The organism is Dyadobacter sp. OTU695, assembly GCF_038440355.1.
GTDB lineage: Bacteria > Bacteroidota > Bacteroidia > Cytophagales > Spirosomataceae > Dyadobacter.
The window spans coordinates 1-13299 of sequence record NZ_JASATN010000034.1; the positions used below are offsets into that span (position 1 = coordinate 1).

15 protein-coding genes are annotated in these 13299 nt (G+C 48.3%); 8 read left to right on the forward strand and 7 right to left on the reverse strand.

Translation table 11 applies throughout. From position 1 onward, the window contains the following. Positions 1-69: 69 nt before the first annotated feature. A complete protein-coding gene (locus AAHB90_RS31160) occupies positions 70-570 on the reverse strand; it encodes a hypothetical protein (protein WP_342089243.1) in 501 nt (166 codons plus the stop codon). 300 nt (positions 571-870) lie between these two features. Between AAHB90_RS31160 and AAHB90_RS31165 the strand changes: the two genes are divergently transcribed. From AAHB90_RS31165 to AAHB90_RS31190, 6 genes are all read left to right on the forward strand, one after another. Beyond that, on the forward strand, positions 871-1266 hold the full coding sequence (locus AAHB90_RS31165; RefSeq protein ID WP_342089244.1) for a hypothetical protein: 396 nt from the start codon (positions 871-873) through the stop codon (positions 1264-1266). A gap of 81 nt (positions 1267-1347) precedes the next feature. Continuing rightward, positions 1348-2172 carry an MbnP family protein gene (locus AAHB90_RS31170; protein ID WP_342089245.1) on the forward strand — a complete coding sequence of 275 codons (825 nt, stop codon included), beginning with the start codon at positions 1348-1350 and terminating at the stop codon, positions 2170-2172. A gap of 6 nt (positions 2173-2178) precedes the next feature. Next, positions 2179-3318, forward strand: coding sequence for a cytochrome-c peroxidase (locus tag AAHB90_RS31175; RefSeq protein ID WP_342089246.1), 1140 nt, complete (start codon positions 2179-2181; stop codon positions 3316-3318). Between the two features lie 12 nt (positions 3319-3330). Next, complete coding sequence (locus tag AAHB90_RS31180) at positions 3331-4242, forward strand: hypothetical protein (protein WP_342089247.1); 912 nt, start codon at positions 3331-3333, stop codon at positions 4240-4242. Between the two features lie 227 nt (positions 4243-4469). Next, positions 4470-5102: a hypothetical protein gene (locus tag AAHB90_RS31185; protein ID WP_342089248.1), complete on the forward strand. Its 633-nt coding sequence runs from the start codon at positions 4470-4472 to the stop codon at positions 5100-5102. 258 nt (positions 5103-5360) lie between these two features. Next, positions 5361-6728 carry a serine hydrolase domain-containing protein gene (locus AAHB90_RS31190; protein WP_342089249.1) on the forward strand — a complete coding sequence of 456 codons (1368 nt, stop codon included), beginning with the start codon at positions 5361-5363 and terminating at the stop codon, positions 6726-6728. A gap of 181 nt (positions 6729-6909) precedes the next feature. Here the strand turns inward: AAHB90_RS31190 and AAHB90_RS31195 are convergent, their stop codons facing one another. After that, positions 6910-9204 carry a BspA family leucine-rich repeat surface protein gene (locus AAHB90_RS31195; protein ID WP_342089250.1) on the reverse strand — a complete coding sequence of 765 codons (2295 nt, stop codon included), beginning with the start codon at positions 9202-9204 and terminating at the stop codon, positions 6910-6912. A 147-nt stretch (positions 9205-9351) separates the two neighbouring features. Next, positions 9352-10296 (reverse strand): hypothetical protein, encoded by a 945-nt coding sequence (locus AAHB90_RS31200; RefSeq protein WP_342089251.1) that lies wholly within the window; start codon positions 10294-10296, stop codon positions 9352-9354. Positions 10297-10805: 509 nt separating this feature from the next. Here AAHB90_RS31200 and AAHB90_RS31205 point away from each other — a divergent pair. Then, positions 10806-10940 carry a hypothetical protein gene (locus AAHB90_RS31205; RefSeq protein WP_342089252.1) on the forward strand — a complete coding sequence of 45 codons (135 nt, stop codon included), beginning with the start codon at positions 10806-10808 and terminating at the stop codon, positions 10938-10940. A gap of 2 nt (positions 10941-10942) precedes the next feature. Further along, positions 10943-11242 (forward strand): hypothetical protein, encoded by a 300-nt coding sequence (locus tag AAHB90_RS31210; RefSeq protein ID WP_342089253.1) that lies wholly within the window; start codon positions 10943-10945, stop codon positions 11240-11242. Positions 11243-11319: 77 nt separating this feature from the next. Here the strand turns inward: AAHB90_RS31210 and AAHB90_RS31215 are convergent, their stop codons facing one another. The 4 genes from AAHB90_RS31215 to AAHB90_RS31225 all read right to left on the reverse strand — a co-directional run bounded on the left by AAHB90_RS31215 (position 11320) and on the right by AAHB90_RS31225 (position 13088). After that, positions 11320-11712: a RidA family protein gene (locus AAHB90_RS31215; RefSeq protein WP_342089254.1), complete on the reverse strand. Its 393-nt coding sequence runs from the start codon at positions 11710-11712 to the stop codon at positions 11320-11322. Positions 11713-11804: 92 nt separating this feature from the next. Further along, positions 11805-12371 (reverse strand): Crp/Fnr family transcriptional regulator, encoded by a 567-nt coding sequence (locus tag AAHB90_RS31220; protein WP_342089255.1) that lies wholly within the window; start codon positions 12369-12371, stop codon positions 11805-11807. A 58-nt stretch (positions 12372-12429) separates the two neighbouring features. Beyond that, entirely contained in the window at positions 12430-12690 is a 261-nt protein-coding gene (locus AAHB90_RS32895) for an SDR family oxidoreductase (RefSeq protein ID WP_446717945.1), read from the reverse strand. Beyond that, complete coding sequence (locus AAHB90_RS31225) at positions 12657-13088, reverse strand: SDR family NAD(P)-dependent oxidoreductase (RefSeq protein WP_342089256.1); 432 nt, start codon at positions 13086-13088, stop codon at positions 12657-12659. Before AAHB90_RS31225 ends, AAHB90_RS32895 begins: the two co-directional genes overlap by 34 nt. Between the last annotated feature and the right edge of the window lie 211 nt (positions 13089-13299).

The window sequence follows — 13299 nt, forward strand, 5'->3', positions numbered from 1 at the left end:
ATTTCTTGGGGCCCCCCGCGCCCCGGGGGGGGCCCGGGCAGGGATGATGTGATTGAAAAGGACGCGTTGTTATTTTGGATTGGAAGTGCTTCCGTTGGGATCAACCACCTTATCTTGCTTTTTGGAACCATTTGCTACGTGTACGATAACCTCGGAAGCATTGGCTGTGTCTCCAAATAACTTTTGCAAGTCCACTTCGAGCGTGTAATTGTGCATGGCCTTGTCCTGGGCACCATCGGGTGTATTATATCCCACCACAAGCCGGGCTTGCATTGGATAGGACAGCATCAGCGAGCCGTCCCAAACGATTTTATAATTCTCGATACCGCCGCCGCCGTTCACATCGATTTTTAAAGAGTTTCCCTCCCGGGTGATTTTTGTAATTTCAAACGGCGTACCCTCGAATGCCTCGCGACCAGCCATCAGTTTGCTATACTCCGCACCATTCGTCTGTACCAGCGGCCCGCCATCCGGATCAGGGGAAATGTTATTTTCTCTGTTACAGGAAAATGAGACGGAGATTACAACCAGAAAAAGGAACGCGAGACACCTTGAAAGATTTGTTTTCATGTTGCTAACAGATTAAGTTGTTTTTAAGCAGGTCGTAAAAAAGAATAGAAACGCTACTGGTGTGAGCAAGAAAAGATTACCGTTATGATAGCGTTGGCCCGGGAAAGGTTGGATCTGTTCTGCGTCGGGGAAAGCGGTGGGGCAACCTTTGTTGGACCAGCAATGTGGTTATGCAGCCGGTCCAATGAAGCTGGCTGTTAGTAGTAACTTATTTTAACTTAAAAATTAGGCAGCATCGCCGTCGTATGTTACTTTTGGAGGTGCCTGCAACTACTTCCTGCATAACCAGCGCAAATCATCGTGAAATCGCTTTTCAACCAGCTATCCGGGGTCATAATACTGGCAGTCATGCTGGTCAAGATCCTGGTTGTGCCGGTGATTTACCTCGATTACCAGCTCCGGAAAGACTACATTATCGCAACCCTGTGTGAAAACAGGTCGCGTCCGCAGCTGCATTGCGATGGGAAATGTTACCTGGCCAAACGGATCGCCCAGGCGGCCAAAGAGGAGCAGCGCCAGGCGGAAAACGAACTGATGAGCAAAATTCTTTCTGCCCAGGCGCCTGCTCATGAAAATATCACACGATTGCAACCGGCTACTTTTGGTGCCATGCGAGAAGTCGTGGTGTTTAAATTCTCGGATCCGTTGAACGGGCAGAACCTCTCCCCGGATATTTTCCGCCCACCCATCTGCTGACATTGTAACCCGTACTTTGTCATAACAAAAACTAGGCCTTCGGTAGCTATTACCGTCAAGGCTGTCAAACTATTGATTATCATGAAACTTTCCAAGGCTTTGCCAGCGATGCTGGCTGCCGTGGCGGGTATGCTCATGCTTGCTTCCTGCGAGAGCGAAGCACAGGGGCCTGTACCTTCCACTGGCGATAAGGGTGCGCTTACCATTGAATTCGACAATATTGTGGGGGATAAAAATCTGGTACTCGGCGGCGGCGCAAGTACCAACGGCGTGGGCGAGGATTTTGTCGTCACCAAGTTCAATTACTTTGTTTCCAACATCAAACTGGTACGTGCAGATGGTACCTCCTACGTTGTACCGCAGGATTCAAGCTATTTCCTGGTCATGGAAAACAAAAAGGAGTCTCAATTCGTACGGCTCAAAAACGTCCCGGTCGGCACCTATACCGGCCTGGAATTTATGCTCGGCGTCGATAGCACGCGTAATACCATGCCTATCGAGAAGCGGACCGGCGTATTGGATCCAGGCGACTCGATGATGGAGGACGGCATGTACTGGGCGTGGAATTCGGGCTATATTTTCCTGAAAATGGAGGGGACTTCGTCCAAGGGAAACCCGGTCAATGGTAAATTTTACTACCACATCGGCCTTTTTGGCGGTTACAGCACCCGCACGGTCAATAATACACGCATCGTGAAGCTGGGCTTCGGGGAGCTGAAAGCCGATGTCACGACGTCGAAAACACCGGAGGTGCATTTGTTTGCTGATGTGCAAAAGGTTTTCAAAGGGCCGGGTAACAACCTGTCGATTGGAAAATATCAAAGTGTAATGGGGCAGCAGCCGGAAGTAGCCGCGCAGGTTGCCGACAATTACGCGCAAATGTTCTCGGTCGACCATATCCATTGACGAACCATGCTATTCACTTTCAAACCTGGCCGGGCAACCGGCCAGGTACCTTTCGTATGCGCCGTTCTGGCTGGTATGTTCCTGCTGGTGACCATCGCCTGCAAGAAAGACGATCGCCCCGGGGTGAAGCCGGGCAATGGCGGCCCGACGCCGATCCAATGGAAAAAGCCCGCGCATTTTCCCGATCCGGTATACGACATCAGCCGCAACCCGCTGACACGGGAAGGTGTCGAACTGGGACGTTTTCTGTTCTACGATGGCATCCTGTCGCGTACCAACCAGATCGGCTGCGGTACCTGTCACCAGCAGGAAGCCGCGTTTACACATCACGGTCATGAGCTAAGCCATGGCGTCGACGATCTGCTCGGTACCCGGAACTCACCTTCGATCCAGAACCTGGCCTGGAACCCGTCGTTTTTCTGGGACGGCGGTGTGCATGACCTGGACCTGGTGCCATTCAATCCGATTGAAAACCCGGTAGAGATGGACGAGACCGTGAAAAATGTGATCGCGAAGCTGCAAAATACGCCATTGTCGGCTGCAAAGATGCCTGTTAATTACCCGCTGATGTTCGAAAGGGCATTTGGCGATGAGCAGATTACCAGCGAGCGTATGATGAAAGCGCTTTCCCAGTTTATGCTCAGCCTGGTGTCGGCCGGGTCGCGGTACGACTATTTCCGGCAAGGTGACCGGTCGGCGCTGTCCGTCAAAGAACAGCGGGGAATGGCCGTCTTCCGGGCAAAATGCGGCAGTTGCCATGCGGGCGAGCTGTTTACCGATTACAGTTTTCGAAACAACGGGTTAGTCCCTTCCGGCGCGGGCGATGAAGGCCGGTTCGGGATTACGGCTAATCCGGCTGACCGCTATAAGTTCAAAGTCCCGAGCCTCCGCAACGTGGGCCTGACTGCGCCTTACATGCACGACGGCCGTTACCACAGCCTCCAAGAAGTACTGGACCATTATACGGACAGCATCCATCCTTCGGCTACGCTGGACATCCAGCTAATCGGGCCGGGCGAGAAACGGGGCATTAGCCTGACTTCCGCTGAGAAGCAATCGATCATATCCTTTCTGCGCTCGCTCAGCGATGAGCAGTTCATCCGGGAGAAGCAGTTCTCCGACCCCGGCGTGGGGACAAATTTTTAAACAAAACCTGAAATGAAAAAACTATTTCTTTATACCATAATGCTGCTAATGGCGCCGTACCCGCGAGCTATTGCTTGTGACATATGTGGCTGCGCAAACAGCGGCGCCTATTTCGGGCTTCTCCCGCAATCGCACAAGTCGCTGGCAGGAGTGCGGTACCAGCATATGCGTTTCGTGACGCACGGAGACAGTAAAGTGCTTCGTACTGAGGAGCATTTCAATATCGGCGAGCTCTATACGCGTTTCTTTCCTGTCAAACGGGTGCAGGTCATGACGTTCGTGCCATTCCGGGCCGACAAGCAGGTTACCTCCGCCGATGTAAAAAGGCAGAGCGGCCTGGGCGACATTACTGTGCTGGCTAATTACAACCTGTTCAATACTTTCATGGATAGTGAAAACGTACGGACTTTCAACCACACGCTGCTGATCGGCGGCGGCGTGAAGCTGCCTACGGGCAAGTTCAGGTTTGACGAGAGCAATGCGCTCCAAGTAGCCAATGCTAACTTCCAACTGGGAACGGGCAGCACTGATTTTATACTAAATGCTTTTTATACCATTACAAAGGACCAATGGGGCCTGGCGGCCAATATCTCACGAAAGTTCAATACGACGAATTCCGACGGCTATCGTTTCGGTAACCAAATCTACGGTACCATTGATCTTTACCGTTCCATCCAGCTGGGAAAGCTGGCCATTACGCCACTTGTGGGAATCTATGGAGAGCATGCCGGTCACGGTATCCAAAATGGGGAAGCTCTTGGAGTGACCGGAGGCGATTTAGTCAATGCGACCGCAGGCCTTACGTTGTTTTCCGAAAAGTGGACAATGGGTATTACGGGTCAGAAACCCATTGCGCAGCAAAGCGCATCCGGACACGTGGTAGCTAAGGGGCGTTTGCTGGTACAGCTTGCTTTCCTGTTCTGAGAATCTTCCAGGCTGCGGCGAATGTCCGCAGCCTGCCTCAGAAAATTGTGACGAACGTGTCAGGTAGGGAAGTAAACGATCAATCTGCGGCCAATCAAGGTCACATTAGTCAATAGAATACCATCATTGGTCGAAAATGTGGGCATGGCTATTCCTGAAACTTTTAAAGTAAACCGCGAACCGCTAAACTTGGATAGGGTTAATTCAGACAAACTCATTCTCAACTTATGAAAATAGGACTACTTCTAATTATCTGTTTGGGTTTAAACAGCCTTGTAAAGGCTCAGGACTCCAATCTGTATCCAACTCGTTCTTTAAGGGCTTCCATTGGACTTGCACGCCATGGTACAGGAGACGTAGAGGGGATAGTCCAAGGTTTTGAATTTGAGAAATACCTGAGAAAAAGACTTTCTTGGTCAATCGAAGCGGGAAGCAGCATCCATAACGGTGAATATCCCCAAACCTATGTTGACCAAAACCAGAAGGAGCACGACATTTCTTACAGGTACACGACTGCGGGGATGCAAGTTGCTGGTATCGTGGGATATAGCTTTGTGCGTGCTCAACACATAAACGTTGGTGTAAAAGGCGGCGTTATTTTTCGCTACCAATCGTCATCTATGCCAAATAGTTTAGCCACGTATTATCCCCCTGGTACGGGCTTGCCATTTCCGGTCATGGTGGTAGAAAATGCTACACCTCAAAAGACCTTCAGTCCTGGCGGGTTGATTCGACTATTTTTAAATTACTGTCCAAACAGCAAATACTCGTTTGGCCTGCATACGAGCTTCCAGGGCGACACAAACGGAGATGTAATATTTACTAAAATTGCCTTTTCTGTGGGGCGAACATTTAAGTAGATCCGAAGATGCAAATGCCGGATTTTATGAAAATGGGGTATTTTTTACTCTCGAAAACGTTTGTTTAATCTCTTCTACCAGCCCACGCGAAGACCACCTTCGGGAGCATAAGCTGGCAGCAATGTAAGAAATGCGGGAATACTATTGAGGCTGGTTAAAGTTGTCTGCCGGTAGTGCGTTACAATCTTGACCTTTGGCTGTTTTTTTTTAAAAAAAATACCAAGAAACTTCCTACATTATAGACATTTCCTGTCCTCGATGAAAAACTTCATTTACCTGCTGGCGATTGTTTTGCTGCTTTCCTGCGCTAAAAAGGAAGACAAGTTTCCAACTGACCCCAACCTGGAAGCAAAAATAGATAGTATTGTCAAACCGCATATTGACAAAACCGAGGCGGCGGGCATAGCCGTTGGCGTGTTCAGAAATCATAAACCGTTATTTCAAAAGGCGTATGGATATGCGGACCTTGAATTGGATGTCAAACTTCCGGTCACCGCGTCATTTGAGATTGGCTCGGTTACGAAACAATTCACCGCAGCTTCTATTTTGCAGCTCGCCGAGCAGGGGAAATTGACATTGGAAGATGATCTTGGGAAGTATTTGAGGTTCAATACACGGAACCGGAAGGTCACAATACGGCAATTACTGAGTCACACGTCAGGCATTAAAGGTTACACGGAACTGCCGAGTTTTGAAATGTTGTCGATCGAAAAGCACAGCAGAGATACCCTTTTACGTATCGTAGAAAAAGAACAGTTCGATTTCGAACCAGGCGAGGCATTGATCTACAATAACACGGCCTTTTTTATGCTGGGTCTGATCATCGAAAAAGTGAGTGGAATGTCCTATGAAGAATATGTCAAAAAGAATCTGTTCGATAGGGCAGGGATGACTAATTCCTATTATTGCAGCGAAAACAAAATCACCAAAAATAGGGCCCATGGCTATGACAGGAATGAGAAAGGATTGGTCAGAGCCGCCTATCTCGATCACACCTGGCCATTTTCGGCCGGTTCGCTATGCTCGACTGTCGGTGATCTGGAGAAATGGAACAATGCGCTGCATCATGGGAAGATCCTCAATGAGAAAAGTTATAAGGAATTTTTAACACCGGTAAGTCTGAATGACGGGACTGTTACCCGGTATGCAAAGGGCATTACCGTGACAGACTGGAAGGGCAAACGCCTTGTAGAGCATGGCGGGGGAATTAACGGCTTTCTTTCTCAGAACAGCTATTTCCCGGATGAGGATGTAAGCATCATCGTTTTGATCAACACCACCAGCGTTGGCCCAAGGCAGATTGCCGATAAAGTGGCGGACCTTATTTATAAAGATCTGCAAGTCAATAAGCCTGCCCATTTCCAAGGTGACCCGGCAAAATTCGCGGGTAACTACAAGGGCCGGGGGCGTGGCGAGGATGTAGTTGTTAAAATCAGCAAAAACGGCCTTTCTCTTCTGGCGACAATCGGGAATGGGAAGCCTCAGCCGCTCAACTACATCAAGGAAAATCTGTGGACGGACGGAAGCACCAATTACCTGTTTAAACAACAAGGAGGCCAGATCACGGAGCTGGGTATGGATCAGGTTTACGGGTATTTGGTTTTGAAGAAATCGTCTAATTTATAAATGAAGATCCTGGCCCATTTCCATGATTTACACGACTGGTTAGGAGAGTTTCCTGCCTATTTTCGACTCTGCGAGGCACGAGTGGGAAGAAAAACGGCTCTTAATTACGCACCTCTTCGATGCGTATGTCAAAGCCTTACCTTTAAAGAATGTAACTTGTTAAAAAGAAACTCACACCCATTTACTTCATTACCTGTACTTTACCGGCATGCCGTCTGCCATCAGATAAGGTAACAGAAATGGTGTATGAGCCGGGCGGCAGTTTACTTACATCGATGCCTTGTGCGGAAATGCTGCGTCTTTTAAGGACTTTCAGACCTGCCTGATTGTAGATGGAAACCTCGTTCACCTCTTCATGATTCCCGATCATCAGTTTATCAGTGGCCGGGTTAGGAAAAACATAAAAATCCGCCAGCCCTTTGAAATCTATGCGCTCAATATGGCTGTACGCAAAAGTTTCATCGTGGTCTACCATTTTAAGACGATAGTAATTGATACCCGTTGCGGGTGAGTGATCTTCGAAGCGGTATTTTTTCAAAACCTTGCTTTCGCCGGTTGAAGGGATACTACCGACTACTTGCCAGGCATTGCCGTCGGTGCTGCGCTGGATATCAAAACGGTCGCTGTTGGTTTCCTCCGTGGTCGACCAGGTCAGCAACGAGAACGACTCCTGCCTGGTAGCGGCAAAAGATACCAGCGTCACGGGCATGCTGGTGCAAGTTGCGTCAAGACTGTCGCCCGTGATGGTCCAGGATTTGGTAGTAGTCAGATAGTCCCGTGCGAGTTCCGCCGTCTGGCCATATGTCTTCCCATTGGCCTCAAGGACACGTCCGGGAGGAGTAGCGGGATTCGCGGCCCATCCGATGAGCGTATTGCTGTAATTAGAGCAATCGAGGCCGCTGCCTATTAACATCCCCGTCATATCGACGGAGGCATTTAAAGCCCAGTTGCCAAGCGGTTGATTGAAAGCCGAAGCATTTTCAAACATACTGCTCATCTCGGTTACGTTGCTAACATCCCAGGTATCGATAGGCTGATTGAAAGTGGGATTAAAGCCGAACATATTGATCATATATTCCACGTTACTGACGTTCCAATTCCCGATCGGCTGATTAAAACCCGCGGCGCTGCTGAACATAGAAATCATGTTGTTCACGTTACTAACGTCCCAATTCCCGATGGGCTGATTGAAAGCTGCGCTGCCTTCAAACATGCTACTCATATCAGTTACGCTACTAACGTCCCAATCGCCGATAGGCTGATTGAAAACCTGGTTCGCGTAAAACATTCCACCCATCTCGGTTACGTTGCTGACGTCCCAGTTGCCGATAGGCTGGTTAAATGCTGATGCACCGAACATTCCGCCCATGTTGGTTACACTACTGACATCCCAATCAGCGAGCGGCTGATTGAAAACAGGATTGAACGCAAACATGGAACCCATACTGGTAACATTGCTTACATCCCAATCAGCGAGCGGCTGATTGAAAACGTCAGCAGCATTAAACATAGCATCCATCCGCGTTACATTCCCTACATTCCAGTTACCAATCGGTTGATTGAACGCGGCAGCTCCAATAAACATTTCCGTCATATCGGTAACACTACTGACGTCCCAACTTCCGATAGGTTGATTAAAATTGTTCGCACCGTCGAACATATGTTCCATATTGTTCACGCCGCTTACGTTCCAGCTACCGATCGGCTGATTGAAAGCAGAGGCGTTCCAGAACATATATGACATATCAGCTACATTGCCCACATTCCAGTTTCCAATAGGCTGATTGAAGGCTTGGGTGGCCGAGAACATTAAGCTCATATTTGTGACGCTGCTGACGTCCCAGTTTCCAATAGGCTGATTGAATAGCTGGGCCCCGGAGAACATATAAGCCATGTCAGTAACTTCTCCCACATCCCAATTGTCCATGGCGGGTGCATCGTTCAATGAAAGACAACCTAGAAAGGCCCTTTCCATAGTGGTTACACTACTTAATACGGGAACATCGGTCGCTGAAATGGCGGTCAAATTTGCGCAGCTGGTAAAGGCGGATTCCATTGACGACCACACCACATTGCCCCATTGCTCAATAGTCAGCAGTTTTTGGAAACTGCCGGTTTGGGCGGTAATTCTATGAAAAGGGGCGGCGCCGGTGGGCCTGATGGCTATGCGGTAGATTCCGGCAGCGGGTAACGTGATGACATTTTGATCTATAAAAGTACCCGCAGCCGGCAACGTCCCGGCCGAACCGGCTGGAATGCTCTCGTAGTAAACGGTGTATTCTCCAAAGGCTGGGATTTTAATTTGATTGCTGCCTGTGGCGTCGCCCGGAATATCGGTTTTCCAGGTCGTCACATAATCCGAAGCAGCAATTTGAGCGTGGGATTCGATCTTTCCCGATCCAATAAAGAATAGAAATGTCAGCAGAAGCAGCTGATTGAGAGCGGAAAATAGTGCTGTCGGGTAAATGTTTGCCATATGGCAGGTTGGGATTTGGTTCAAAGATGAAGGTATAGAGACATTCCTTCTCCCGATGTATTAAAAAGCACTACGTTGTTGTCGAAAATTCATGACAGTACATTGTGTGACTGTCTTGCGGGAAGTTAGCCCCTGCGTATCTACATTCTAAACACTCTCTATGATCGCAGTGATGTCCCCAACGCTTTTTCCATCGGTTGATTTGGCCAGACAACGCAACTTGAACCTGTTATCGGAGCAGGCTTCCTGATTAACACATAACGTCACGGTTTCTCCCGAAAAGGCAAGATTGTCAGCCAGTAACGTAAACTCTTTGACCAGCATATTCAACGTTTCGTCGCCCTTGGCGTGGTGTATGTAAATGGTTGCCAGATCCAGCAGGGCACTCAAAAGGATTGCCACGGGCATCGCCGGAAAGCTGGGGAAGTGCCCTAAACAATTTTCACGTCGTATTTCACCCAACGAGGCCGTGGCACACAAGTCAGAAAGTTGGACATCGAGAAGCCGGCTTTTAATGCGGTATGGGTTTTTCAACTCAAAATCCGGCATTTGTTGGTAGCCATTAGCATAAAGACGTTCGAATACCGTATGGTGAATCACATGGTAGCTGACATCTATTCCACAAATGAGCTGATACTGATGGTTCAACAGACAAGCGCGAACAGTGGCCTTCCTTTTATCGAAGGAAATGCACTCGGCTGTTACAATGAGCTCGTTTCCAGTCCAGTAGGCTTCATCGACAGCCCTGGTGTAAGTTCCGCAGTACGCAAGATAATAATGCTTTTGTTTGACAGGATTTACCATCGCACAGCACAGCGAACCCAGAATCGCCATGTGCCTGCTTGCCTCCGATGCAGCAACCGGCGAAACTTCCTTTCCCAAAGGTTGTTCCGATTCTATTCTGCAAGCGGCAAAATGGTTGGCACTAACCGTCACATCTTTCAAGGCATAATAAGGCTCATGCACATCGATCAGGTTGAAAATTTCATCCTTCGATAATATCCTTACCTGGTTACCTTTCTGATTCAAATCAATGGCCCTGGTTTGAAGGTCGATCAGATCGATCTTCCTGATAGTTTGAAGACTTTCCATTTTGTTTGAAGATTCTATTGATGATTTAAATGTCATGACCGCCGATATCTAAACATGCAGATACTATCGATCAAAACCTGAGATGATCGAAAGTGATGCATATGTGTATGGCGCAGATAGGAGATCGCAATATTATTTTGATAGAAGTAATTCTAATAAACAAATGTAACTACTTCTATATTTATTGCTACACAGAATTCAGTAGACATTTCTCGACATGTTCAAGGCATTGCGTTTTAGCGGCCCTCGAATCGGCTGGTACTTGCCTGATTCTGCCGATCATATCATATGAAATGATTTTATTTGTATCATAATATTGATAATAAAAATATCAATTATAGTGCATGTTTCAGGACCATTTTTTAAATTGGGTGAAAATTGTCCGTTGGAGCTCAGGCCTTCGGGTGATTGTCCAAATCCTGCATTGGGGACTTGCCTGTAATTAAAAGTTTAACAGGTGGTTAACGTGCGGTGAGTACTAATTAATCTCAATAAAATCATCAACAACTATGAACCTTGAAAAGATGAAAGTCACAGACGAAGAGGATTTTGATGGCAGCAGCCTTGAAAACCCGAAAGAACGCATCCCAGACCGGAATGCACAGCGATTGCTCCCATCGATAAAAGAAAAAGGAGAGATATAGTCATGAAAACCAGATATATACAGTACTATGCGTCTAAACCGATAGACCTGGACCGCCTTACTACGCCTTACACCCCGGAATTTTTTAAGGAATATGGGGCAATACTGTACCAGTTTCTGCCCACTGTAAAAGGAGGGGAGCTGTTGCCGGGAGAAGTGAAATACGGATACAAATTTTATTTGCTGGACGATCCCAGTAAAGAGGGTGTGTTTTACTTATCATCCCACAAGGATATGGACACGTTGAAATCCCGGTCCAAATTCCTGGCAAGGGTGGAGCAGGAAATATTGAAGGTGGCTTGAAATGCTTCAAAAGCGAAGCATTTATTTGGAACACCCCGTCAGCGTGGTTAACGGGGTGTTTCGTCCTTGCCGGGTTTCTATCTGACGACTGTGGCTTCCAGCTCAACATTGAGTGTTTCGTACAGGGCAACTACTTGTAAAAGCGTAACCGCCTGCCGCATGCGGTGCCTTTTCACAAAATCCTGAAATATATCGAAGCAGTTTTTGATGAACTCGTCCGAGGAAGTTGTATAAATGGTCAGTCTGACGATATTGCCGCATTCGTAACCAGCTTCACCTATGACGGTTTCCAGGTTTTGAATCGCAATTCCAAGCTGGGTACGCATATCTGAATTGCTGGATGCGCCGTCGGCGTGTACGGCCGCCTGTCCTGCAACGTACAATGTGCTTGCGGCATCTTTTACTTCCACTGCCTGCACGTAGCTGAGGTTGTCCTGCCAAGTCCATGGATTGATGACTCTTTTTTCCATTTTGTTTGAGTTGATTTTCAATGCAAAGCTAGGTAAGTCATTGAAAATCATTCCGTGCGGCATCTCACGTCTTTCGTGTGAGGTAAATCACACTATCCGTTGAGCCTACTGAGCGTCTCCCTGGAAACGCCCAGATAGGCAGCGAGTTGCGTTTTGGGCAGACGCTGTGCAAGCGAAGGATGCTGCGCCACGAGCTGTTCGTAGCGCTCCTGTGCGCTGGATGTCATCATTGAAAGAATGCGGCGTTGGGCGGCCAGAAAGCCCGACATCACTTTTTCCAGAAAGAAATGCTCGATTTTCGGAAGGCCAGCCCGCAGGGCGTTGAAATCGTCGAGTGATAAGCACAGCACTTCGGTGTCTTCCAGGCAGACCATGGAAAGCGCGGCCTTCGTTTTTGTGTAATAGGCCTGAAAATCATTGTCCCACCAGTCCTCCATGGCAAATGCAAGGATATATTCCCTGTCGGTGGCCGGGTCGGTATACACCAGTTTTGTCAGTCCTGATAAAAGAAAATAGTTGTACGGCACCGGTTCTCCCTGCTGTACCATAAACTGATGCTTTTTGAATTTCTTGAAAGTGAAATGCTCTGCGACAAACGCGAATTCACTGTCGGTCAGGGGCATAATCTTTTCAATATGTCGCCGCAACTTTGCATGCATATTCGGGTGATGATTTGGGTAAAAACTAACATTATACCTCGATGATTTTTTACGGTCCTCATCGGTCGTGACTCTGCGGCCCTGTGAACGGGGGAATAAAAGGAGTATTATGGCCTGTTTTGTAATTTAGAGCTGAGGTTGTTCCGCCGGTTACGTCTATGGTAGTGCCGGTAACAAAAGCGGCCAGATCTGAGGCGGCAAACACGGCTACATTGGCAATATCGAGCATTCCGGGAAGCTTTTTGAGCATAGTGTCCCCCTGCATCGTGTCAATTATCTGGGACGCTAACTCATGTCCGATATGGGAAAAAGCGTCGATAAATACTTGCGAATCAGGCGACCCGCCCGACCGGTTATAAAATGACTTTGCATGGCTCTCGAAATCGGTCTGGTAAAATCCTCAACACTCATCTCGGTCAGAGGAATGTCCTGCACATCTTCCAGGCCGATTGCATTGAAAGAAATATCGACAGAGCCGTATAGACGGGACACCAACGAGACAAACGCTTCAACTTCTGTCTTGCTAAGTGCGTCTACCTGCCGGGCCTCGGCCACGCCACCTGCAGCCCTGATCTTTGCCGCGGCATTTTCAGCAGCATTCAGATGAAGTCCTGAGAGAAACACGCTCGCCCCTGCCATAGCAAAGGCTTGCCCGATAGCAGCTCCGAGAGAGCCGCCGGCACCGAATATGATTGCGTTTTTGTTTTCTAACAGCATGCCGTTTTTGATTGGTCGATTAATACCAAACTTATGAAATAGTTGAGAAGTGGCCGAATGTCAAACCGGCCAACTTGAAGGGGGAATCGGGACAGTGTAGCAGACATTCCCGTGATCGAAGAGTTCAATTGGCGAAATAAGTTTCGTCGGTTCAGCGGCATCCGGGCCCCCAAGGAGGACCTCGCTGTCGGCATTGGATTGCGAATACCGG